We start from the raw sequence: 23,842 nt of genomic DNA, 5'->3' as shown, positions 1-23,842 counted from the left end.
TTTTTCTAGTTCTATTGAATATGAAGCATTCGCATGCGCATAGCTCCAGCTGGCGTCTCAACCGATATAATATCTTCTATGCGGCTCATCAGCAGCTGTCTTCCGACAGGAGAGAGGAACGAAATGTTATTCTGCTCCGGATCTGCGTCATGTGGATAAACAATTTTGAACGTATCTGAGGTAGCGTCATCCAAATAAGAAATGGTAACCTCGCAGCCTATAAATACGGTTGATGGCAATCGCTCATCCGATGATTTCAGCTCTTTCTCGACAAACTGTACATATTCGGTAATAAATTGATAGATTTGCTTACGCTCTGACTCCTGTTTGGGCGCATGCGCATCAAGAAAAGCTTGCTTCTCTTCACCCAAAACTACGAGCTGAAGCCTTAGTTGATCTCTAAGGGTATCTAAGGGAAGACTATGGTTCATAGTATACTTCACCCCCTAAAGACGTATTGCGCAGCGGCAAGGTTTGGACGATGATTCGCATCATTTGCTGCTTCCTCCTTATAAAAATATAGGCCTCTAAGAGTAGAGGCCTTGCTCCCATATTATCAGACTTCAATCAGAAGTCCAATCTCTAGTTTTTTTTGATCGAACCATTGAATTAACCTAGCGCTTCTCTATCCTCATTTGTCTCGCAAGGCAGTAGCACAAGCATTGTATAAGGGAGTTTCATATTGTATACAAGACTACTAGGAAAGGAGCTGACAATATTGTCTTGCAGACCATTTTGTCCGACAGTCCGGGTATATGATCCTCCAGTAACGGTTACCAGAGATGTTTTCCATCCACAAATCGTAGAGGTAGTTCACCAAGTAAACGTTGTTACACGTCATCACTGTGTTCCTTGTGAAAAACACCTTTATCAATACTGCTATGTTGATGAAAATCAAGTAGGTGGCGAACAAGAAAACAGATCAAACCGTTCGCATAAACGCAATAAAAGCGAGAGATCCTATATTTCGAGAGCAAAAAAGAAAAAATCAAAAAAATAGTGAAAGACAAAGAGAGCCTTCTTTCAGAGGCTCTCTCTTTGTTCACTTTTACATAGAAATGCGTATTTAAGGTGTTGTAGCATCATCGTTTGTTATGGCATCATCCGTCGTATCAGGGGTGTTATTGGCGCCGTCTTCAATCACATTGCTGTTGCCATTGTTATTAACATCCTTATCATTATTGCATGCGGAAGCGGTGAAAATAACAACGATGCTCATCATCGTTATCAAAAGCAATTTATTAAGCTTTTTTGTAGGTTTATTCATGCTCAGTGCTCCCTTCAGCTTCGTTGTATGATTATTCTTAAACAATACTTACCCCCGCAGAAAATAATTGAATCAACAAAAAAAGACCGAAATCGGTCTCTTTTCTTTGAAATCGCCTATGAAAACGATATAGAGTCAATAAAATGATCCTTTGCGCATCTCAGTAAAATGAAATAATCCAGATCGATGATTCGATTCTCTTACCTTGTCGATCATTTCGCACAAGCTTACCATCGTATCCGTATCTCTTGTTGATGAAGCGATCTGATACAGCGTGTTAAAGCTTCCTAATGCATTCTCTTTATTAACTGCCCCGCTCTTCAAATTACTTAACACTCGTTCGCTCTCACTGTTAATGAACCAAACTATCCGCTTTCTGAAATTCGAATTAGTCATGAGCAACCCTCCGCTGTCAATAAAATAGCACCTGTTTAGTATAGCTTCATGAATAATAAAACGTTGTCGAAGTAAGAAGTCGAAAAAAAATATTTCACAACAAAAATCCCGCTCCTTCACGGTTAGTGAGAAGAGCAGGAATATTGTCATGCAACTATAAGCATATATTCGTTCTAAATGATATATGGATTCGCTACCATTTGTTCAGCTTTTGCAACCGCATCTTCTAACGTCATTCCTACAAAATTTTGCGCATGAAAGAATCTACCGTTTTTCTTATCATCTACAAAGGCACCAACTGCAATACCAGGAATAACCGTGTCTACTGAGCTAGGTGCATGAGGACCTCCCAGGTCCGTTCTGCACCAGCCTGGATCTGTTATATTAATCATGACGTTGGTTCCTTCCAGTCTCGAAGCCAAATCCTTCGTAAATTTATCAAGAGCAGCTTTACTTGCAGCATAACCTGCCTGCTCCGGCTCATTTTTAATACCGCTTGTCGTATTGATGACACGTCCGAATCCGCGTTCAATCATCTTAGGAATTAAGCGGTGACAGATTGTTGCTAGTGAAATGAAGTTAATACGGAAGCTCATCTCAAAATCTTCAATTGGTGTTTCCCAGTAATTGGTACGGTAGGCGATTTGAACTGCAGCATTGTTGAAAACGATATCTACAGCCGTATCCTTAGCTTCGATTTCATTAAGCATAGCAACTACTTCTTCGTGATTAGCCAGCTCCGCTTGGACGCAATACGCTTCTACACCAAGTGCCTTTACCTCTTGTTCCACCACTTTTGTATGTTCAATATTTCGACTATGCAAAATCAAATTACAACCTTGTTTCGCCATAAAAATTGCCGTCTGGTAACCTACACCTCTACTCGCACCTGTAATTAGCGCCCATTTCCCATTTATGTTAACCATGAATAACTCTCCTTCAAACTAAAATAATTATATAAATTTATAGCTAACAAAAGCGAGCTCGCGGCTATCCGGCGACCAAGAGTTCACATTGATTGTGCCCTGGCCGCCAAATAATTCAGCAATGACAGCATGTGGTCCGCCTTTGCTTGGCATTAGACGAATTTCAACATCTTTATTGGCAGGATGATCGTTCGGCTCAACATCACCCTTGCGGTATGTAATATAAGCAACGGATTCACCATCGGGAGACACATGTGGAAACCAATTATTGCTCTCATCAAATGTCATTTGAGTCTGCTCGCTTCCATCAACGTTCATGCGCCATACTTGCATCAAGCCAGTTCTTGTCGAATTGAACCAAATATGTAGGCCGTCCGGCGAATATTCCGGTCCATCATCCAGACCAGGCGTATCGGTCAGCTGTGCTTCGATCCCGCCGTGAGCCGGTATCGTATAAATGTTGTACTGACCATTCCTTTCTGCACAGTAAGCGAGCGAGGCGCCGTCAGGAGACCAGCCGTGCAAATAGCTTGGCGCTAACGGTGTAATTAGGGCAGGCAAACCTTCAGATAGTGAGAATATATAAATTCGTGATTTTCCATCCTCCTGCGTGTGATGGCTTACCGCTAATTGTGTATTGTCAGGTGACAAAACATGATCATTGTTGCAATGATTGGCATACCCCGACTCGATCAGCTTGCTTTCCCCAGTTGCTAGCTCAAAGGTGTAGAGCAAACCTCCGCTGTTATAAATAAGATGGTTGCCGTCTTTGGTCCAGTTTGGCGCTTCAATTAAATGATTAAATTCAGCCAAAACTTTGCGTTCGCCAGTTTTCACATCGATCTTTTCAAGCATGCTGACTAATGTGCGCTCTTCATTATTTCGGGATTCTTGTGCAGCTTCCATCTCATATCTACCGCCTTATAAGTATAATTTCTAAAATCTGCATTCACTTGTATCACGACACCTCATTCGTGAACACGTGTTTATACATATTAAAAAAAATCCTATTTCTTAAATAGGACTTATTTCTATGTTGTTTTGATCATTATGAACACGCGTTAACAGGTACATCATACACAAAACGTGAAATCGCTGTCAATCCTTTTTACTCTCAAACGCCTTATTTCATTACATCATCTTTCACTTGTGTCTTCTTATATTCCAAATAACGCATAATGGCCACAGGCAAATTCAAAACACCCATTGCCATCATACTGTATATCGGCCATAAGTCTTGGAAAGTAGGCATATGAACGCCGTTGCCAACAGGTCCGGTTTTGGGCTGACTCGCATCCCATAGCGCGTACCAAAGTAAACAGACTGACATTACGATTATAAAAACACATGTGACAATGTAAATGACATGCCTAGTCATACCGTTATTTTCTCGCCTGGTTTCAGTACTTTTCCGTTAATCCCTCTTTCTTGCAGCTGCTGCACGAAGCTTTCAGCCTCTTGGCGAATGGCAGGAAAAGTATTGTAATGAACAGGCACAACCAGCTTCGCGTTATACCAGATTGCTGCTTGAAGCGCATCATCTATCCCCATCGTATAATGATCGCCAATCGGAATAAAAGCGATATCGATCGAATGACGGTCACCAATCATTTTCATATCGCCAAATAATGCGGTATCGCCTGCATGAAGAACATTTAGTTGTTCCATATTTACAATGTAACCGGCAGGCATGCCACCGTACAAAATGGTTTTGTCCTCTTCGACAACGATTCCTGAGGAATGGAACGCTTGTACCATTTTAGCTTTGGCAAATCCCAAATCTAACGTTCCGCCAATGTTCATGCCCATCGTTTTTACACCCTTCCATGACATATAAGCCGCGAGCTCCGGGTTCGCAACAACAGGAGCATCATTGTTTAATGCAATCTGATCCGCATCTAAAATATGGTCCATATGAGCATGAGTGAGGAGTACCGCATCCGTCTTTATCTCCTCCGCTTTCGTAGTGGCAAGCGGATTGCCTCTCAGAAAGGGATCTATAATAAGTGATTTGTCCCCCGCGATCAATTGAATACAAGAGTGTCCATGATAAATAATATCCATAAAAACATCATCCTCCTTCGTTTTAGTTGAAAGCTTGGGCTTGCTTTACGTCTCATTATATCGTTATTCTTTTACGCGTGCGATCACTCGTGCAATGGATGAATCCGCTTGAATAAGAAGCGGCAGTGCTATAATTTCAAAAGCTTGAATGCCGATCAGCCGCTTTACATTCGCTAAATTTTCTATAATAAAAATATTGCTGCCAAACAAGCTTTTATGAATGGAAAAAGGATAGCGGTCAGGCGAAGGGGTATCTAAACCGATCATTTTCACCTTTTTTCGAATAAGCAAATCAACAAAATCGGCGGTCAAAGCCGGATAATCGCTGAAATAATAAGGTTTCCCATAAAAATCGCCGTGCCCAGTATGTAAAATAACGATCTGTCCCTCATGAATACGTGTTTCGTACTCTTCTTTGTAATCGACTACTGCAGCTCCAGTTACATCCAGCAGCACGCCATCTCCAACAAATTGCTCGACTGAGGTTTCTGTCATATATTTCTGAATGTCCAATAAGTGCATCGGGCCGTCGATATGAGTGCCTGCATGCATATTAATCGATAATTGGTGATTATTGTACCCATCACTTTGAAAATGATTGCTTTGCACCAGAGTCGTCTCTATGTGCCCCGGAAATACCGGCATTCCGTCATGAATCATATGCGTCAAGTCTATGATCATACTGCCACATCCTCCTGCATGAATTGTCTTTATCTTACATAAAAACTATATCATATCAGAGTTGATTACGAAAATGAGCTTTAACGGCAGGGAGAGAAAAAATCCAAAATGGACTTGGAGTAGAATTGATTTGATTTAGATCAAGTAACGAGGAGAGTGAAGCATAAGTTTGAGGTTTATTGTTATTTGGTTAAATTGAAGTTTGCAGGTGTGAAGCTTTAATGCCCAGCGATATTTTCATAACCAATTGTTTCAATTGCTTCTGCTGAAGCACGGCTTCCTTAACAAAAAAAGCTTCATCACGAATCAATGCTGCAAGTGTATCCATCGCTGCTTTGGCTGCAAGGAACTCATCTTCAAGCAAATAATAAGCCGCTTGATAGGCATATGTTTCATGCTGCTTCAGGATGGATGCTTTCCATTGCAGCTCACCATTTCTTATTAATGTCGTATTCACAGCAACTATTCACCCTCCTGAAGTACCTTTTCCACGCGTTGTATGGATAAATTAACTATACACAACACCTCACCATCCACCTAGTACCATGTTTCTGTAGTACTTGACAAACGTGAAGGAGGATTAAAAAAAGGATGGCCCCTTCAAATAAGGAGCCATCCGCTTAAAATCTATTATGCATTAAGCCAAAGGCACCCGCTTAGCTAAGCTTTCAAACTTAATCAAATGCGTGTTTACTTGTGATTGAATGCCTTGTAAATATTTAAGTGTCGCTTTGTTCTGTTTTACCAAAGAAGGGTTTTCGTTGAATGCGACAGCGTAATGCTTCATCACTTTGCCCTTCATGAACTGAATGGTTGAGAAAGTACCATTTTTCCATGCTTCCTTCATCTTCACATTCGTACCGATCACTTGAAGATTCATCGTTGCATCTTTGTAGTTAAAGCTATATGCTGGCTCATCTTTCACATGCAATACGGAATATCCTGCTGTGAACTTGTCATTCGTAAACTGACCGAATTGGATCTTATGCGATTGTACACTGCCATCCGAGCGGATAATCTTCGTATTCAATGAACCATTGCCTGATTTAATATCGTTTTTCCAAGCGCCATCGTATGTAATTTCTGTGCCTTCGCTTGTAGATCTGCTCACAAATTTACCAAGCCCGCTTCGTTTGCCGTCCACCCAATCACCTGAATACGTTTTTGTTTGGTACCAGGACATTGTTCCCTTTCCATGCGGTTTGCCGTTTTTCAATTGTCCGTAATAGACGACGTTTTTTGAAATTTCAAGATACTCTTTTTTAACAGCGGCTTCTGCGGTGGTTCCTCCACTTGTTCCTGCAAAAACAACGACTACCAGAAACAAACTTAGCATAAGTGAACACATTTTTTTCATTGAACATCACTACCCCATTCTTTGTTTGTTTAAATTCATTCTATTAGGCTAATACACACCCTATGCGAATTTGAAACATTTCCCAAAAATGATGTTCGGCTAAGCGGATCATTTTCTCTTTTTAATCCCATTTTATTTGATGGATTTCTACTGAGCAGCATCCCTATCCTCAGTAATAATCGCATAAATCGCATGGTCTTCCCAAACGCCATTAATTTTCAAATATTTAGTGGAAAATCCTTCGTATCTAAAGCCAGCTTTCGTAAGGACTCGGATCGATGGCAAGTTTCTTGGCATCACTCCAGCTTGAATACGATGCAAGCCGATTTGATCAAACGCAAATTTGACACATAATGATACGGCTTCAGTCGCATAACCTTTGCCGTTATGCTCTTGATCAAGGAAGTAACCCAGATACGCATTTTGAAAAGGGCCTCGCGCGATGCCTGATAATTCGATTCTCCCTATAAGCTTATTCGACTCGTTATGAAACACGCCAAACACAAAACCTTGATCATTAGCCGCAGCTTGCAGGCTTGATTCAATCATTTTTTTCTGTTCTTCGACCGTAAAATAATGCTCTGGCCTTATAGGCTCAAATGGCTGAAAAAAATGAAAATTCCTTTGTCTAATTGCAAGCAGCTCTTCGGTATCCTTTATTTCTAATGGAGACAGATATATTTTCTCACCTTTCACAAACCATCACTCCTAAGCTTTTTATTTGTGTATGAAATGCCATTTTCCGCATCAATGCAATACTCATTATACTCATCTTTATAAGCATTGTAATTTTTTCGAAAAATCTGTTTTTAAACTTGCATACATTTACAATTTACAAACCATAATAACCTTACATCCCATGAAGGAGTGATAAAACATGAGCAGAAGAAGTTCGAATACTTTAGTCGTACCGCAAGCAAGACAAGCCATTTCTCAAATGAAAACAGAGGCAGCACAGCAATTAGGTGTACAGTTCTCGCAAGATGGTTATAACGGTAATTTATCGACTCGTGATGCAGGCTCAATCGGTGGATATATTACGAAGAAGCTCGTCCAAATTGCTGAACAACAATTAGGTCAACGCAACTTCTAAACAACAGCCAAAGGCCCTCCGCTTTGTGGAGGGCCTTAACTACGGGGTGGTAAACCATGAATCAACCATTATCCATGAACTTATATGATCAAGTAAACCAATATTTCGAAGAAAGCTCAGACTTCGTCAAAGAGGATTTTCTCATTCATAACAGAAAAATTCAACTTTGCTATTTTGAATCTCTAGTAAACATTAATGAGTCTAGAAATTCTTTGCTTCTGCTCGAGCTCTATTCCAATGAATCGATCGATGTTTTCGATCAGATTTTTTCTACTTTTGGAGGGGCTTATGTGAAATCTCTAGATGAGATCGCACAATCATTATTACGAGGGAGAATTGGCCTCTTTTCTGAAGACGGTTCCACCATTTTAATGCTTAATTTATTGCATCCGCAAATCTCCCGAGCGATCAGCCCCCCTCAAACTGAAAGTGTACTATTATCATCATTCGATGCGTTTACGGAAGATATCAATACGAATATCGGCATGTTGCGATCCAAAATAACAGCCAATCATTTAATCGTCAGTTCTTATTCAGTAGGCTCGTTTAATCCCCGCCAAGTCAGCATGTTTTACATAAAAAGCAGGTCTCAAAAAAAATTTGTAAACCATATCAACTCCCTTTTGGAGAAACATAAAGACACTGAAATTGAAAGCATTCAAGATTTATCAAAAATGCTAGGATTGCCAAAGTACAGCCTTGTCCCTCCATTCCTTTCAACTGAGCTTCCTTCAGAATCCGTTCGGCATTTAATGGAAGGCCGCATCATCATTTTTTTGGATCATCATCCCTTTGCAATGGCTATGCCTGGTTTTGTGACCGATCTTTGGAGTATGCAAGGGGATCGCAACTATCCATTCGTTTATATGATTACCATACGCATGGTACGGATTCTCGGATTGTTCGTAAGCCTTCTAGCACCAGGTCTTTATGTTGCCTTGGTTGCGGTCAATCCAGAGGTTCTTCGTATTCAACTGGCTTTATCTGTGGCACTAAGCAGAGAAGGTGTACCTTATCCCGCACTCGTCGAAGCTTTGTTCATGCTTGGCATTTTGGAGATGGTTATCGAAGCGAGCATAAGACTTCCAAAGAGTATAGGACCCACCACTACGATGGTAGGGGGAATTATACTTGGCCAAGCCGTTGTTCAGGCAAAATTGGTCAGTAATTTATTAATCATTATTTTAGCTGCGACAACAATCGCCAATTTCACGTTAGTCAGCTACCAAAATGCGTATATGATTCGAATCCTAAAATACGTTGTTTTGTTAATCAGCGCGGTTTATGGCCTGCTAGGCACGCTCGTTGGGGTCGTCTGGATTTGTTTTTACTTATCAAGTATGACTACTTTCCACTACCCGTATGTGAACTCGAGTATAAAATCTGGAGGTTCTAATGAGTAAATTCGCACCATTAACTACATTTTTTTTAGTTCATATTGCTACCATTCTTTTAGTTTTCCCTGAAAAAACGATCGCGTCTACAAAAAGCGGTCATTGGGAGCCTATTTTAATCGGATTTATGTTGGAATGGATCTTAATGTGGCTGTATCTAAAAGGTCTTGCTGGTTTTCCAAAAATGGATCTTGTCGATATTTTTAATGAAATAACAGGAAAATGGGCTGCACGCTTCATTCTTGCCCCGTTGCTCCTGTTCTTCTTTATCGATGTTTGTGTCATTCTCCGGGTTCACTCCGAAATGCTGACCGTGACCTTCCTTCCAGAATATCCGCTATGGTCACTTGCATTATTGGTACTCGTGCCTCTATATGCGGCTTGGAAAGGAATTCTTACGATCATAAGAGCAACTCTTATTCTTTTTATCATTTGTATGCCAGTGACACTTTTTTCGTTTTTCACTTCGTTTGGCAATTTTGATTTAAAGAATGGTTATCCGCTGTTAGATAAAACCTTTTCATTCATGGCCAGCGCTGATTTTTACTCGAGTTTTATTGCACACTCTGGATTTTTGTTCTTAGGATTTATCCCTCTCTATAAATATCCAATATTAAAAAAAAGCAAATCCATTTTTTTAACTTATGTGAGTTTGCTATTTTTTTATATTGCTCTCGTTTATATTCCGCTTTTTATATTCGGCCGCGAAACCTCGTCTCGCTTTCAATTCCCAACCATCATATCCATGGATTCCATCGATATCAGTTGGATTATGTTTGATAGACTAACATTATTTTTTATTACCTGTACGCTCATTTCTGTTTTTGTTTATGCTGCTCTTCTACTTTGGATGATGATCCAATTAATTCAAAAGCTTTATCTCATTTCCTCTATACCCGTCATCGTGATCATTCTCGCTATTTCAGTCGTTGCGCTTGCAGGGTTTCTCCCCACTTGGAATGCTGTTCAAGTTCTCATCAATATGGATACATGGTTCCGCTTTTACTGTATTTTCGCGATACCTTTAGCTATTTTCATTATGGGTATGGTAAAAAGGAGGAATCTGGCATGAGATATAAGCCTCTTATTGCATTCATATTATTATGCTGCAGCTTCACCGTATTAGGAGGCTGCTGGAATAATAAAGACATTAATAAACGTATGCTGCCTGTCATTATGGGAATAACGGAAGGCAAGGAGGGCAATGTTCAAGTTTTTTTACGTATTCCAAGCCAACAAAACAACTCAACAAGAACGCTGCAAGCGGAAGCCAAATCAATCGACAAGGCTGTTGACATGCTCCGAACCCATGCAGAGGAGAGTGTTGATTTATTACACTTAAAACTGCTGCTCATAAGCGAAACCACGGCAAGAAAAAGCATTAAAGACGCCATCGAATTTGTTATCCGTTCAAGAGAAATTTCACCGAAAGCATTAGTCGCTATTGTATCTGGAGATTTCTCACAGCTAATGCACGATAAGAAAAAGGTGAATATCGGTTTATCCGCTTATGATTTTTTTGGCAAGGAGTCTGGTTGGACACCGAATATTTCCATTATTCACATTTGGGAAGCCTACCGCGGAATGTATGTACAAACAGAGGATACTGCAATCCCTCTTATTGCGAAAGGGGTTACTACGCCCTTCATGTCCCTCGGTTCTGCCATAATGAACAGGGATCGTATGGTCGGGAAAATGTCAATTGAAGAGACTCTAATATACAACCTTTACCAAGGCCAATATTCAGGAGGAACGGTTGAACTCATGAATAATGCAACCGTTATGATCGATAGTGCTCGTGTTCACAATGAAGCGAGTTGGTCTGGTTCCACTCCAAACATCAAGAGCCATATGAAACTAATAGGCGTTATTGAAGAAGAGGAGGGAAACCCTACGAATGCAGAGGTTGAAAAAGAGCTGGAAGCTTTAATGCTTAAGAGATACTCTAATCTACTCAGCAGACTTCAAGCTCATAAATCAGATATTTTGGGGCTGGGACAATATTACCGTAATAAGATGACTGAGAATCAAAGTGAAAACTGGAAAACAGTATGGTTTCCTAAGTTAAAACAAGAGTTTACCGTTAAAGTGATTATTAGAGACAGCGGTGATATCAAATAAAGCAATAGCTGTTACTTGATCAGCTTCTTCCGAACCGGATAGAGCATCGTGAAATCGAAGGTCTTGATGTCTGAATAAGGAATGGTCAACGCATTGATTGGCTTGAGCGGAACCGTCTCCATACCGAGTATACCGTCACGTTTATCTAGCTCGTAATCCGGTGACTGCTCCAGCCAGGAGAACATCTTCTCGTATACACCCCACATGCTCGTCTCATCGCCATACACGCGAGAGCTAGCACACAGTCCACCGCTAACTTCAAGCGCTTCAACGCCTTCAGGCACGATGCCAAACTCTTTAACCTTAAGACCGACCCAAAGTGTATCCACTTCCTTATCCCATTGCTGCTGAGGGATGAATACAAACGCTGATTGTACTGAAGTCAGCCGTTCATCGTCCAGCGGCACATGTTCAGTCAGCTTGCTCCAAGCCACCCTTGTACCACTCTTGTCTGGCGTCATTCCTGTCCGCACTGCCAGCGCCTTAAATGGCGCTACTTCGACCATCTCTATTTCAGTTTCCTCTTTCAAATGATCCTCTCCTCTCAGCCTATCAATCAATAATTCCATCTAAATTTTTACATAAAAGTAAACGTAATTGCAACTACTTCCTCAAAAAAACAGTTCCAACCGCTTCATAAAAACTTTAGCCGCACGACTCAAATATCGATCATTGCGATAAAAAATTTCTAACTCTCGCGTCGGTGAATGTTTAATCGGAATCGCACAGATATTCATCGAACGGAAGCTTTCAATCAATTGGCTTGGTTGTATGGTAGCCCCAATTCCTTCTGTTACGAGCTGAAACAAAGATGTAACAGACCCTGTCTCCATAATGGTGTGTATAGATATTTCTTGCTCTTTGCACCATGTGTCAATTAAATCACGCCCATAAAAACCTTTGGGGAACATTACAAAAGGGATCTCTAATAATTGTTCTGGCAAAATAATATCCTGCGCTGCCAAATGATGTTCTTTATTTACGTATAGGCTGTACGATTCGGTATAGAAAGGAATACGAGTTAACCTTGGATCTGACTGAATCGCTAGACCAACACCAATATCAACCTCATTGTTCAGCACTTTATTTGAAATATCAATCGATGGTATAACTTGAACCTTTGTATTTGGCAGTTCCCTGTGGAAATCAACGAGCAATGAAGTTAATCGATAATCGAGATCCGATGGCAGCACGGCTACTCGCAATTGACCAGCATCCAGATTGGTAAGATCGGATACCGCCTTTTTGGCGTTTTCTAATTGTTGAACAATGTTCAAAGCATAGCTTTCAAGAAGCTCTCCCGCCTCGGTTTTAACCGTTTTTTTACCAATCCGATCGAATAAAGGAACGCCTAGCTCATCTTCCATCACCCGTATTTGTTGACTTAACGTCGGTTGTGAAATCCCTAATTTGTATGCCGCTTCAGAGAAATGCAATTCATTGCACAACATAAGAAAGTATTGTAATTGTCTAATTTCCATAGTAACATCCCTTCTTTTATGATAGTTAAATGCTATCGTTTCTATAGAATATATAGTATTGAACTATTATAAATACAAAACTATAATGAGTGCAACAACCAAGAAGGGGATGTTTCCTATGCGTTATATGTATCTTATTTTAGTTATATTTCTTGTATCCTTGAATTTAAGACCATCGATTACTTCGGTCGGTCCATTATTTGATATTATTCAATCCCATTTAGGAATGAGCGGGGTCACCGTAAGTTTGATGACGACACTGCCCGTTCTTTGTATGGGGATATTTGCTGTTTTGGCGATAAAGTTGAATTCCCATTTAGGAATAGAAAAGTCATTGCTTGCGGCTATGCTCTTGATCCTGACAGCCACTTCCCTTCGTGTATTCGCAAATAGCAGTCTTTTCTTAATTACGACATCGCTATTCACGGGTATTGGAATTGGAATTGCAGGACCATTAATCTCAGGCTTTATAAAAAAACACTTTCCAAATAAGCCGGGTATAACAGGCGTATACTCTGTAGCTATGGTCATTGGAGCTGCGATTGCGTCCAGCTTCTCTGTGCCGTTATTCCATAAACTAAATGAATCGTGGCAGAACTCTTTAAGCTTCTGGAGCATTCTAGCACTGCCCGCTTCTCTATTGCTTCTCCCGCTTTTAAAGAAAAAAGGAACAAATAGTACCGTTATTCCGATCTCATCCTTGTTCGTCAAAAATAAACGTGTACAGTTGTTTACCTTGTTTTTTGGTTGTATGGCCGCTATTTTTTATTCGATAATTGCTTGGCTCGCTCCTATTGCTCAATCGTTAGGTTTAAGCCATTCGCAATCCGGTCTTGTCCTTACATTATTTACTGTTATTCAAATTCCTATTAGCTTCTTCATTCCAATGCTTGTAAGTAAAACTGGCCGTAGAAAAACTTGGCTGCTCGTATGCGGTGTTTCGGAACTGATCGGAATTGTTTTATTGCTTTTGCATTTTTCTCCATGGTTTGCTGCTGTTTTTCTAGGTATTGGTGCTGGCGGTCTGTTTCCACTAGCAATCCTTATTCCAATTCAAGAGGCTAAAAGTGCGGAAGAAGCCACATCATTATCAGCTGTCATGCAATTTGGCGGTTACTTATTAGGATGCATTGGCCCTCTATTTATCGGCTTCACATCCGATCTATTTGATAACTTTGCTCCGGCGCTAGCCATGCTAATGATCATCATCTTCATTTTGCTCGCTGCTAGTTTGAAGATAGGCGACAAAAAAGAAACAGTTTAATTATAGTCATTTATTATCTTTCAAACCTACCTGAACAGGAATTAAAATACAGTTATTGAAACAAATTGTTTTAACCATTACTTGAACGGAAAGGAGGAATAATCGATGGCAAAATCAAAAAGAGGACGGACGCTTTGGAACCTCCCATCTCGCGGCAGAGGCACCTGCCCTACTTGCAATCGTACTAGAATCAAATTGCTTTATCCGCGAGCGACAAAAAACGGCTCATCGATCACGGTATGCAAACGCTGCATTAATGCTGATCAATCACGAGTAGATGCTGTAACTGGATAAAGAAATTGCTTACTAATGTTGCGGCAACCATATAAATAAGGCCTCTGCAGTTAGCAAAGGCCTTATTTTTTTATTCCTCTCCGATTATTCTGACTAAAACAGGAACTACTAACGTGATGCCCGCTAATATACTTACACCAATCGCTCCTCTAAAATTTTTCTGCTTCCAAAGCGAAGGAGCAAGGCTTCCCACATATACGCAGCCCCAGATCGAGAATAAACCTAAAATAGTAAACAACACAACATGCTTGCTCATGAAACCTGATCACCTTCAATCGCAGGCCCTACTTGACCACCATATCGCCGCATGACAAAGGAAATGTTAACTTCATACTTCATTTCCTTCAAATGACTGCTCCAATTAAAAGCATCCCACTCTTGCACCGATGAAAAAGTGGATACCACTCGATTGTTGATCCGATAACAATCGACATTCCATTGATGAATGGTCTTGTTCAACAATTTAAGGGCGTCCTCATGCAATTGTTTTTGAATGGACTTCTCCAGTTTTTCGCGATTATTCGGCTGGGTATAATTCACTTTGGTTTGCACGCTGATCAGTTCTCCTTCCAATTTAACATCGAAGATTGCGGTAACTTGATCACCTTTTCTTTTTATTTTCAGTTTTGCTTGTCTATCGGCATTCATTGTCATGCTTAAATTGAGCTTCTTATCAGAAGGGTCATGGAAATCCCAAGTCGTTTCCTCCAATTCCCCGCGAAGCATATTTAGTATTCGTGTCTCTGATCCATTCAAATAACCAACCAAAGAGCTGCTTTTGTATATGGCGCTGCCAAAAAATTCTACAGGAACATCACCTGTACGTTTTATTTTCCCTGCATATTGATCACTCACAATAGGCTGTTTGGCATCTGGATTCAGATCTTTCTCATCAGAAGAAATGTTTGCTTTGCCTTTTTTAACATCAGGCCTAGGAGCTGATAATATAGAAATAGCACCTGTGCCTTTGCTTTCGACATCCATAATAAATTCATGAAAACGCGCTTGCTTCGGTATGGTGCCGCCTTGATTTTTGGGATCTAATTCAAGTTCAAACCAGAAGCTAACGTCCTGTTCAGTCGTTGGTTGAACAAATTGCAGGTAGTCCTTTGCTTTCCCTTTTACCGTAATCATATTAACGGTACGCCGAAATTCCCGATTACGAACCGCTTCGCTTAATAGAGGCATGACGCCCTTTCTGGCCAGCCCTTCGCCTATAATGAGCGCTTTAGAGTGAATAAGCGTTAATCTGCGAGCAATAAAGCTTTGGCTAAGAGCGAGTGCAGAAGCCATATTGGAGCCTTCAATGGTATGTACAATGACAACTTTATTTCCCCCTCCGCCTGAGCTTTGACCCATATCACTGAGCTTTGGTACCGCAATAGCAAAACTAAATAAGAAATCATTTTGTGGGCCTTCATCCACACCGATTGCGATCACAAAAGCCATATTTTCCGGGTCCAGCCGATCCCAACAGCCCGATAAAAAAATCAGGCTCGTTACTGTAACCACTATGGTGTTTACAATCCGAAATGAGCGTCTCACGCTGGTCTCCTCCCTTTACGGATGATGCCTACCAGCCATGTCAGCATAGGCAAACCAATCGAAATGATTGAACCATAGGTTCTAAGAATGTCCCGATCCCAAGCGATGGCCGTCATCTCGCTGTCTGGCAGCATGGCAAAGCTGAATATCGTTATCGTCAGCGGAAAAACGAGCGGCCGATGTCTTGGCAAGTGAAAAATTTGAGACAACGCTGAAGCTGTACAATATAAGCCCACCGCTAATTTAACGACTGTGCTGATTAACCAAACGATGAGAAACAAACTTTCCAAGCGCTGCAGCCATCGTCCATATACAATCAGCTTGCTAATTTCCATTAATGGCACGTTAATTCTCGAAGCTGTTGGATAGGGAAAGATAAATAAATAACATATCGTTGTGCTGAGCAGCAGGACAGACGAAACGATGATACACCACCAAGCCACTTTTCCCCAGTCCTTCTGATGTCGCATTCTTGGCAGAAGAAATCCGAGTACAAGCAGCTCGGAAAATAAAGAGCTCTTAATAACACCCAAAAAAAGCACATGAGAACGACCAGTACCCCATAAGGGTGATAAAGCTTTGGGCTCCATATGTGTCATTAAACCACCAATTAGCAATAGATAAACGCTTCCTACAATGAGGAATACAGTTATGGAGCTGATTCGGCCAATGGCTTCGATTCCTGTATGTGCGATAAAGGCAATAGGTAATAAAAGCGCAAGTAGAATAGCCATAAGAGGTGTTCTAGGCAAAATTTCAGAGGATATGATTTCTGAAAATTCACGAAGCACGATGAATGTAATCATATAGAAAAAAGTGCAGTACATCAGATTAACTGCACTTCCCAAAATCGGGCCTAATATGTCTTCCGTAGCCGTAATTAATGTACTATTTTCTGGACCATTGTTTATCACCCCTCTAATTGCCCACCAAGTAAGCGGACAGAACAGCATCGCAATAATAATAATAATCCAAGCTGCGGTGCCCCCTTCTTCTGCCAAAGACCTTTGGAAAGGCAAAAATATTTTTGTGATGATAAAAATAATGCCGATTGCAGTAGCCTCTCTTAATCCAATGTGATGCATTCTCACTTCTGCGCATCCCCTTGTTTGTTCGTCTCATCGCTTTCTGCCGCTTTACTGCTCGGAATTTTATTCGCATCTTTGGGACGGATCGAAAACGGACGATAAATTTGCTTATCGATTGCTTTTCTCAAAAATGAATCGCTGCTAGGTCTATGAGGTGTAAAAGGAGCTAGTACAGGAACGCCGAACGAATTTTCCGCTGCTCGCTTAGTCCAAAGCAATAATGACAGTAAAACAACGCCAACCAAGCCGAGATAAGACGCTGCAAGCAAATAAATGAAACGAAGCATACGTGTGGCGAACTGCATGTTATAGTTCGGAATCGTATAAGAAGCTAGCGCTGTTGTTGCCGTAATAATGACAACGATCGGGCTTACAATATTGGCTTGTACGGCGGCTTGCCCCAGTATCAATGCCCCAACGATACCAATCGTCGGACCGATAACGCTCGGAATCCGGACGCCCGCTTCACGAATGATTTCGAACATCAATTCCAGCATAAATATTTCTGCAGCTAGCGGAATCGGGACAACCTCGCGTGAACCGGCAATAGCAAGCATAAGTGTCGTCGGTATCATTTCTTGATGGAAATTAGCGACTGCCACATAAATACTTGGCAAATAGAGTGCAACAAAAAAACCGATTACGCGAATCGTACGGATAAAGCTGCTGTATGGCCAACGAAGATAAGTATCCTCTACCGTTTGCAGGAAAAGTGGAAAATGAGCTGGGACGATAAGAGAGAATGGTGAATTGTTCACCATAATACTTACATAACCATTGGCAAGATGTGCTGCGGTCCAGTCTGGTCGTTCGGTGCTGAGTATATTGGGGTAAATCGAATTCGAATGCTCCTCAATTAATTGTTCAATCGTGCCGCTATCGCCGATGTAATCATATCGAATGCTTGCAATACGTTTTCTAACCTCGGCTACAAGCTCTTCGTTTGCAATCGTTTTAATATAAACAATCGCTATTTCTGTCCGCGAGAGCGTGCCTACAAAACCAGTCTCCACGATGAGGTCTGGCGTCCGCAGTCTTCGTCTAATCATCGATAAATTTGTTTCTAGTTCCTCCGTAAACCCTTCATTTGCACCGCGTACGACAACCTCCGTTCTCGGGGTATCGATGGCTCTCTTTTCCCATCCTTTTACCACAACGAGTATCGCTTCAGCTACGTCATCAAATAAAATGGCAGCGGAGCCTGCCAATATACTATCTGTAATTCTTCCTAGATCCACTTTTGAGGTGACTTTTCCATCTTTAAATGTATCAGCCATCAGAACATCTATATCCAGATCTTCAACATGCTTCATCTCTATATTCATTATAGGTACCATGACACAACGATCCAGATGCTTCCAATCTACTTGTCCATCCATGAAAAGAACTGCACCCTTTTGCCCATGTTGTCCTACTGTCACTTCACGAACGATTAGACCACGATTGCGAGGATAGGTGAAATGAGCCTTAAACCATTCTAGATTTTCAGCGAGGCTTCGGGATAGACGTCCATAATCTTGAGTGTAATCACTTATCTGAGGCATTGTGGCGCCTTCCGTGGTCTCAAGATTTTGATCCGCTTCTCCACCCCAGTTTCCAAGTGAAAAGTCATTTTGGACAAAAGACAAATCAGCTCTAAAATATTTCCCTAATTTCCCTTTGGCTTTCATTTCATTCCACTCCCTTACGGAAGACTTTAGGTGGTTCCCCTAAGTTTCCCAGTCTAAGATGAGCGTAGTATGTACAATTACAGATATTGTTATTCTGCTCTGACCTAAGGTCCTCTTAGGATAGAAGCTCAAAAAAAACTTCCCTCTATGCTGCCAGAAGGGAAGTTTTCCAATATGTATTCAGCTTCGTTCTCGTTTATACATCCATAAAGCATTATTTCAATTTAGCCGCCTTCGCCATATCTTTACTCTCTAATATGGAAGTCTCATAACCCTCGTTAACGATATGAATCATCGCTATGCCCAGTTCTCTTAACGTAATGACATGCTTCGGAAAAATAGGCCGCAAAACAGGGTACAGCCAAGTTAACAACCCATAAAAGCGATGGACGTTTTTTAATCCCTTTGTCGGATGTATGTAGCCTGGTCGAAACATATAAGCTCCTTTGAAGGGCAGTTTCAAAAGATCATTTTCCGTTTTCCCTTTCACCCGTGCCCACATGCTTTTGCCCTGTTCCGTGTTGTCTGTTCCTCCCGCGGTTACATAACAAAAGGTCATATCCTTGTTTAATTCGGAGAGCAGATTAGCTATATATAAGGTTAAATCATATGTAATTCTGCTGTATTCAGCCTCTTTCATACCTACAGACGATACGCCTAGACAAAAGAAACAGGCATTGTAGCCGCTTAACCTGGATTCAATACTAGATAAATCAAAGAGGTCCGGTAATATAATTTCTTTTAGTTTTGGATGGGTTACGCCACATGGCTTGCGATTTATGACTAATACCTGCTCCACTTCAGAGTGATTAAGGCATTCATGGAGCACCCCCTCTCCCACCATTCCAGTAGAACCAGTAATAATGGCTCTAACTTTCTTTCTCGCCAATGTATCGCTAGTCGGCATGGACATCACAATTCCTCCTCTTGAAAATCAGAGCTGGTTACAGCTTCGACACTCCTATGCTTATATTAAACGATCCATCCTCAATAATCATATCGATATTATGATTTAGGTATCATAATTCTTAAACATTCTTTCATATGAACTCAGCAAAGGCTGCCGTCTCGTTTAGGACGGCAGCCTTTGCTGTGCGAAATTTTATTCTCGTTATTTGTGAACAGCTTGCTTGAAGCTATACTTCGCAAGTACTTCTCCCCAAGGAGCATAACCTTCTTCTTTAAAACCAGCTTTTGAGTAAAGCTTCCTTGCTCGCTCATTTTCCGGTTTATATCCAAGGACAATAACATCCGTTCGGTCACTTGCATTTTTTATTTCATCAATAACCAGCAGCATTGCTTTAGAAGCATGACCTTGTCCTTGAAATGCTCCATCAATCATAAACCGATAAATCCAGTAGTTCCCATCGTCTGGGTCAAGCCCAAACATTGTAAAACCAATCATTACCTCATCATTGTAAATCGCCCTCGTTACAAATCCTTTTAAAAATTGCACTTCAGCAATCGAATAAATATTAGGTGCGATATATTTTTCTTGCTCTGGTTTTGGTTTAAGCTGTGCACATTGTTCCCAATTACTAATGTCTAATGCCTTTAATGTAATCATTCCTGGATTCCTCCCTGTATTTCAGGAAAAACCATCTATCGGATTTCCCTAAGTGATAGACCTCTCGAACAAATCGATCATTTGAAACTGGTCATTTCTCATAACGCATCACTCCTTTTATAAAGATAGCTACAATACACATCATAAACGACTTATTCGCAGCTTGGGTGATAAAGAATGCCTATAACTGAAGTTTACTGAACTCAAAAATATCATTTATTTATCATGACAGATCTCGAGTCATTCATTGCATCGTAGGAGAACTTAGGATGATATACAACCCCCAACATAAAAGTAAGGGAATGCAACAAGCAATTAATATAACGATCACTATAGCTTTGCTTTTTAATTGTTTCATCATCAATACCCTCCGAATGCTAAATATTCCAATTACAAGATAGACGACTAATCGCGAGCCTTTGTTGCGTTTAGGTATACAGCTGAGTGGAACCATTCATTCTTCTATCATCCTTAACCTGTTGAAAAACATACAAAAAAACGGATGCCACAGCACCCGTTTTTCTGCATTCGTATCGGCTTAACTACCTTTACTCTTTCTGAGTGTTTTCCATATACCATGGATTTAAATGAACAAGAACCTCTTCCACCATCGGATTTTGCGCTTGAATCACTCGTTTGATTTCTCTGCTAATGTCATGGCCTTCTTGTACGCTTAATTCAGCCGGAATGCCTACTCTTACATCTACAATAATGTAATGTCCGTGCTCTCTACCCCGTATTCGGTCAATTCGCTTTACTTCAGGTATCGACTTAACGAGCTCTGAAATTTGTTCCATGCTCACTTCATCAATATTTTTCTCCATTAATACGTCAACAGAGGTTTTTCCCATTTGAATAGCCAGCTTTAGGACAAAATAAGCAACAATGATTCCTGCGAAGGGATCTCCATATTTTAGAAAATGAATATTGTAATGTTCACCTAACATGGCTAGAGCAATACCAATAACTGCTGCCAGTGATGCGTATACATCCGCTAAATGGTCATATGCAGTGGCGATTAAGCCGCTGCTATTCGTGTTTTTGCCAATTCGCATAGTGTAAACATAAAGCCACTGTTTCCATACGAGTGAAATGGCTGCTGCAATGAGGACAAGCAGTGTTGCTTTATGTGGCGGTTCCATCATTGCCATTACGGAGTGATAGCCCATATAGAGCGCAGCAAGGACAAGTACAACCGCTACAATCCCTGCTCCGATAACCTCAGCTTTTCCGTGTCCATACGGATGATCCTCATCCGGCGGTCGCTTTGATATCATCATTGAGACTAATGCTGCTGCAGTTGCAAATACATCTCCTGCGTTATGAACGCCATCTGCAATAAGCACTTGGCTGCCAAACAGCAAACCAACAGTAAGTTTCATGACGGTCAATACAATGTTGCTAATTAAGCTGTTCCAAATCGCGAAAGTTGATTGCTTGTTTGTTGCATCCATTTGAGTAGTCAATCCTTGAGCACTTCCTATCTTCTATAGCCTTAAAGGTACCGTGTCATTATACAAAACGAAATTCATGTGGGTCTAGAGAAACAGTCTTGCCCCGTGTAAGAAATCTTCCCAGACACCAATAGAGTTTGAATAAACTAATTTTGTTGCTCATGCGCAAAACCAGAAAAATCCAATAGAATGAGAGCTTTTATACCACATCGCATAATAAAAACAGATTTTAGACTAAAAAAAGGCTCCTGTAACTCTACAAATAGCCAATACCTATCTACTCGTTCATTCATAGAATAGTCAGTAAGAACCCTCTACAGTCAAGCTGCTTTAAATAGTGATGAAAGAAAGGGATGCTGAGCTATTATGGGATGCGAATTGGGACGTGTCATCATTGAAAGAAACGAAGGCACGATTATTTTTGGGAATGTTGGCAGAATAAACATCAATATAACCAATATAGCCGGAAAAGGAAGCAGCAGTGATTCTAGCAGCAGCGATAGTGACAGCGGCAGCGATAATAGCGATTCTGGTCAGAATTCAACCGATTCCTCTGATTTAAGATCAATATCAGTTAATTTAACTAGAAAATTTCTAAAAAAGAAACGTAAATAGATTTAATAACAGCCATTTGGTTATCAAAGCAGGTCAATCAATAAAGGGGACAACGGATGATGAGACTTATATTAAATAGTCTCAGAGTGCCGCTGTCCCCTTAAAAAATTCATCTGCTTCATCACTGATGGCCAAAGTCTGTCCATCATTCTTCTTACATAGTGTTACCAATTAACAAATCAATAATCAGTAGCTGATGTCGATTTTTGCGAGATTTTACAACATAGAAACAAGTTAGCCATAGTGCTGACACTTTTATTTTTTATACTGACTAAACAGACATCCCAAAGTTATATGCCATAGTACAAAAAGAAAGGACAAAAGAACCATCGTAATCAAAACATCTTACACAAAACGAGGAATTAGATCATGCGAAAACTTGCCCTTTGTATTATTTTAATCATTGTTACTCAAATATCAGCATGCAGCAGCAGTCCAAATCCTATCCAAGCAACTGTAAATGACACAGATGAACAACTAGAAACAAATTTAATTACTGTAAAGCAGCCTTCCGAAATCGATGATGACAAAAATAATAAAACGATATATTTAACCTTTGATGATGGCCCCTCTTCAGCTACCAATGAAATATTGGACACGTTAAAGCTATTTCACGTGAAAGCGACATTTTTTATGTTGGAACCAAAAATGCGACAATCTCCAGAAATCGTTAAACGAATTGTAGAAGAAGGACATGCCGTAGCTTTGCATGGTGTCACACACAATAAAAATCGATTTTACCGTTCGGAACAATCTGCGCTGGATGAAATGAATCAAGCTCAAAAAACACTTGAGAAAATTACAGGCATCTCATCGGTTCTAATTCGTACGCCTTACGGCAGTGTACCTTATTTAACGGATTCATTCAGGAAGGTTTTAAGTGACAACGGGTATAAATTGTGGGATTGGAACGTGGACAGCAGCGACTGGTCTATTTCAAGCAAAGATTATATTAAAACGACAATTTCTCAGATACAAAAATTAGAGAAATATGATGTGACCCCTATCGTGCTCATGCATGACCTACCAGAAACAGCAAAGCATTTAACTAAACTTCTTACCAGCTTAACAAACGATGGTTATGTACCAAAAAAAATCGAAGCTGACATGGAGCCCTATAACTTTAATTGCTACGATCGCTGTCGACGTGTGAACGTGGAAAGCTAAATAGGTTGCCGATTATATCGGCAACCTGTTCTTTTTTTGATGAACTTCCTCACGCAATTGGCGTCCCATTCGGAACGGGTTGATCAGGCTTTAAAAGAACTACATCACCCTCCGATGGGACTCCACCAATGACAAGCACCTCGGATTTAAAGCCCGCAATACGTCTAACAGGAAAATTCATTACTGCGGCAACTTGACGGCCAATAAGCTGTTCTGGTTCATACCGTTCTGTGATCTGTGCCGATGAATGCTTGACACCAAAATCCCCAAAGTCGATTTCTAATTTTATTGCAGGTTTTCGAGCTTCTGGAAAAGGTTCTGCAAGAATAACCGTACCAATACGAATATCTAATTTCATGAAATCCTCAATTGTCACCATATTTGCTGCCCCCAATTAA

The 23,842-nt window shown here is 40.6% G+C and carries 29 protein-coding genes; 8 read left to right on the top strand and 21 right to left on the bottom strand.

The features are described 5' to 3' along the window. Positions 1-11 precede the first annotated feature (11 nt). The 11 genes from AC1DM9_RS10705 to AC1DM9_RS10655 form a co-directional block, all read right to left on the bottom strand. The gene (locus AC1DM9_RS10705) at positions 12-431 is read right to left on the bottom strand and encodes a GreA/GreB family elongation factor (RefSeq protein WP_076270114.1); all 420 of its coding nucleotides are present in this window, start codon (positions 429-431) and stop codon (positions 12-14) included. 635 nt (positions 432-1,066) lie between these two features. Then, complete coding sequence (locus AC1DM9_RS10700; RefSeq protein WP_339208498.1) at positions 1,067-1,267, bottom strand: hypothetical protein; 201 nt, start codon at positions 1,265-1,267, stop codon at positions 1,067-1,069. Between the two features lie 135 nt (positions 1,268-1,402). Further along, complete coding sequence (locus AC1DM9_RS10695) at positions 1,403-1,663, bottom strand: hypothetical protein (protein ID WP_076270117.1); 261 nt, start codon at positions 1,661-1,663, stop codon at positions 1,403-1,405. A gap of 173 nt (positions 1,664-1,836) precedes the next feature. Beyond that, positions 1,837-2,589, bottom strand: a complete 753-nt coding sequence (locus tag AC1DM9_RS10690) for an SDR family NAD(P)-dependent oxidoreductase (RefSeq protein WP_477579918.1) — start codon at positions 2,587-2,589, stop codon at positions 1,837-1,839. 27 nt (positions 2,590-2,616) lie between these two features. Continuing rightward, positions 2,617-3,495 carry a TolB family protein gene (locus tag AC1DM9_RS10685; protein WP_477579916.1) on the bottom strand — a complete coding sequence of 293 codons (879 nt, stop codon included), beginning with the start codon at positions 3,493-3,495 and terminating at the stop codon, positions 2,617-2,619. A 217-nt stretch (positions 3,496-3,712) separates the two neighbouring features. Next, positions 3,713-3,919, bottom strand: coding sequence for a hypothetical protein (locus tag AC1DM9_RS10680; RefSeq protein WP_477579914.1), 207 nt, complete (start codon positions 3,917-3,919; stop codon positions 3,713-3,715). A 44-nt stretch (positions 3,920-3,963) separates the two neighbouring features. Then, positions 3,964-4,653 carry a metal-dependent hydrolase gene (locus AC1DM9_RS10675; protein WP_477551618.1) on the bottom strand — a complete coding sequence of 230 codons (690 nt, stop codon included), beginning with the start codon at positions 4,651-4,653 and terminating at the stop codon, positions 3,964-3,966. A 63-nt stretch (positions 4,654-4,716) separates the two neighbouring features. Then, positions 4,717-5,334 carry a cyclase family protein gene (locus AC1DM9_RS10670; protein ID WP_477551619.1) on the bottom strand — a complete coding sequence of 206 codons (618 nt, stop codon included), beginning with the start codon at positions 5,332-5,334 and terminating at the stop codon, positions 4,717-4,719. Between the two features lie 190 nt (positions 5,335-5,524). After that, entirely contained in the window at positions 5,525-5,791 is a 267-nt protein-coding gene (locus AC1DM9_RS10665; RefSeq protein ID WP_441882046.1) for a hypothetical protein, read from the bottom strand. A gap of 180 nt (positions 5,792-5,971) precedes the next feature. Beyond that, positions 5,972-6,691, bottom strand: a complete 720-nt coding sequence (locus tag AC1DM9_RS10660) for an MORN repeat-containing protein (RefSeq protein ID WP_441882043.1) — start codon at positions 6,689-6,691, stop codon at positions 5,972-5,974. A 147-nt stretch (positions 6,692-6,838) separates the two neighbouring features. Next, on the bottom strand, positions 6,839-7,387 hold the full coding sequence (locus tag AC1DM9_RS10655; RefSeq protein WP_477551620.1) for a GNAT family N-acetyltransferase: 549 nt from the start codon (positions 7,385-7,387) through the stop codon (positions 6,839-6,841). 181 nt (positions 7,388-7,568) lie between these two features. Here AC1DM9_RS10655 and AC1DM9_RS10650 point away from each other — a divergent pair, with 181 nt between their 5' ends. The 4 genes from AC1DM9_RS10650 to AC1DM9_RS10635 are packed head-to-tail and all read left to right on the top strand — an operon-like array spanning position 7,569 to position 11,299. After that, a complete protein-coding gene (locus tag AC1DM9_RS10650; RefSeq protein ID WP_339208485.1) occupies positions 7,569-7,784 on the top strand; it encodes an alpha/beta-type small acid-soluble spore protein in 216 nt (71 codons plus the stop codon). A gap of 56 nt (positions 7,785-7,840) precedes the next feature. Continuing rightward, positions 7,841-9,187: a spore germination protein gene (locus AC1DM9_RS10645; RefSeq protein WP_477512623.1), complete on the top strand. Its 1,347-nt coding sequence runs from the start codon at positions 7,841-7,843 to the stop codon at positions 9,185-9,187. Then, the gene (locus AC1DM9_RS10640; RefSeq protein WP_477551621.1) at positions 9,180-10,250 is read left to right on the top strand and encodes a GerAB/ArcD/ProY family transporter; all 1,071 of its coding nucleotides are present in this window, start codon (positions 9,180-9,182) and stop codon (positions 10,248-10,250) included. The genes AC1DM9_RS10645 and AC1DM9_RS10640 overlap by 8 nt, the downstream gene beginning before the upstream one ends. After that, the gene (locus AC1DM9_RS10635) at positions 10,247-11,299 is read left to right on the top strand and encodes a Ger(x)C family spore germination protein (RefSeq protein ID WP_477579912.1); all 1,053 of its coding nucleotides are present in this window, start codon (positions 10,247-10,249) and stop codon (positions 11,297-11,299) included. Before AC1DM9_RS10640 ends, AC1DM9_RS10635 begins: the two co-directional genes overlap by 4 nt. A gap of 11 nt (positions 11,300-11,310) precedes the next feature. Here AC1DM9_RS10635 and AC1DM9_RS10630 read toward each other — a convergent pair whose 3' ends face one another. Then, positions 11,311-11,829 (bottom strand): GyrI-like domain-containing protein, encoded by a 519-nt coding sequence (locus tag AC1DM9_RS10630; protein ID WP_441882028.1) that lies wholly within the window; start codon positions 11,827-11,829, stop codon positions 11,311-11,313. Positions 11,830-11,910: 81 nt separating this feature from the next. Continuing rightward, positions 11,911-12,780 carry a LysR substrate-binding domain-containing protein gene (locus AC1DM9_RS10625; RefSeq protein ID WP_441882025.1) on the bottom strand — a complete coding sequence of 290 codons (870 nt, stop codon included), beginning with the start codon at positions 12,778-12,780 and terminating at the stop codon, positions 11,911-11,913. Between the two features lie 118 nt (positions 12,781-12,898). Between AC1DM9_RS10625 and AC1DM9_RS10620 the strand changes: the two genes are divergently transcribed. Continuing rightward, the gene (locus AC1DM9_RS10620; protein ID WP_477551623.1) at positions 12,899-14,044 is read left to right on the top strand and encodes an MFS transporter; all 1,146 of its coding nucleotides are present in this window, start codon (positions 12,899-12,901) and stop codon (positions 14,042-14,044) included. A gap of 105 nt (positions 14,045-14,149) precedes the next feature. Beyond that, positions 14,150-14,338, top strand: a complete 189-nt coding sequence (locus AC1DM9_RS10615; protein ID WP_339208474.1) for a hypothetical protein — start codon at positions 14,150-14,152, stop codon at positions 14,336-14,338. Between the two features lie 70 nt (positions 14,339-14,408). On the opposite strand, the gene AC1DM9_RS10610 is transcribed toward AC1DM9_RS10615, so the two are convergent. The 7 genes from AC1DM9_RS10610 to AC1DM9_RS10580 all read right to left on the bottom strand — a co-directional run bounded on the left by AC1DM9_RS10610 (position 14,409) and on the right by AC1DM9_RS10580 (position 21,662). Beyond that, positions 14,409-14,594: a hypothetical protein gene (locus AC1DM9_RS10610; protein WP_441882019.1), complete on the bottom strand. Its 186-nt coding sequence runs from the start codon at positions 14,592-14,594 to the stop codon at positions 14,409-14,411. Further along, on the bottom strand, positions 14,591-15,883 hold the full coding sequence (locus AC1DM9_RS10605; RefSeq protein WP_477551624.1) for a Ger(x)C family spore germination protein: 1,293 nt from the start codon (positions 15,881-15,883) through the stop codon (positions 14,591-14,593). Before AC1DM9_RS10605 ends, AC1DM9_RS10610 begins: the two co-directional genes overlap by 4 nt. Beyond that, complete coding sequence (locus AC1DM9_RS10600) at positions 15,880-16,968, bottom strand: GerAB/ArcD/ProY family transporter (RefSeq protein WP_441882206.1); 1,089 nt, start codon at positions 16,966-16,968, stop codon at positions 15,880-15,882. Before AC1DM9_RS10600 ends, AC1DM9_RS10605 begins: the two co-directional genes overlap by 4 nt. 2 nt (positions 16,969-16,970) lie before the next feature. Further along, entirely contained in the window at positions 16,971-18,641 is a 1,671-nt protein-coding gene (locus AC1DM9_RS10595; protein ID WP_477512618.1) for a spore germination protein, read from the bottom strand. A 214-nt stretch (positions 18,642-18,855) separates the two neighbouring features. Beyond that, positions 18,856-19,554 carry an NAD-dependent epimerase/dehydratase family protein gene (locus tag AC1DM9_RS10590; protein ID WP_441882011.1) on the bottom strand — a complete coding sequence of 233 codons (699 nt, stop codon included), beginning with the start codon at positions 19,552-19,554 and terminating at the stop codon, positions 18,856-18,858. Between the two features lie 198 nt (positions 19,555-19,752). Beyond that, positions 19,753-20,208, bottom strand: a complete 456-nt coding sequence (locus AC1DM9_RS10585; RefSeq protein WP_339208471.1) for a GNAT family N-acetyltransferase — start codon at positions 20,206-20,208, stop codon at positions 19,753-19,755. A gap of 548 nt (positions 20,209-20,756) precedes the next feature. Continuing rightward, complete coding sequence (locus tag AC1DM9_RS10580; RefSeq protein WP_477551667.1) at positions 20,757-21,662, bottom strand: cation diffusion facilitator family transporter; 906 nt, start codon at positions 21,660-21,662, stop codon at positions 20,757-20,759. A 378-nt stretch (positions 21,663-22,040) separates the two neighbouring features. Between AC1DM9_RS10580 and AC1DM9_RS10575 the strand changes: the two genes are divergently transcribed. Together AC1DM9_RS10575 and AC1DM9_RS10570 are read left to right on the top strand one after the other, a co-directional pair. Beyond that, complete coding sequence (locus AC1DM9_RS10575; RefSeq protein WP_477579910.1) at positions 22,041-22,277, top strand: hypothetical protein; 237 nt, start codon at positions 22,041-22,043, stop codon at positions 22,275-22,277. Positions 22,278-22,646: 369 nt separating this feature from the next. Beyond that, positions 22,647-23,444, top strand: coding sequence for a polysaccharide deacetylase family protein (locus AC1DM9_RS10570; RefSeq protein WP_477551625.1), 798 nt, complete (start codon positions 22,647-22,649; stop codon positions 23,442-23,444). Positions 23,445-23,493: 49 nt separating this feature from the next. On the opposite strand, the gene csaA is transcribed toward AC1DM9_RS10570, so the two are convergent. After that, positions 23,494-23,823 carry a chaperone CsaA gene (gene csaA, locus AC1DM9_RS10565; protein WP_477579908.1) on the bottom strand — a complete coding sequence of 110 codons (330 nt, stop codon included), beginning with the start codon at positions 23,821-23,823 and terminating at the stop codon, positions 23,494-23,496. Positions 23,824-23,842 lie beyond the last annotated feature (19 nt).

Source organism: Paenibacillus sp. 01T431 (assembly GCF_056398625.1).
Note: the sequence above shows the minus strand (reverse complement) of the source record. Positions and strands in the feature narration are given on the sequence as shown.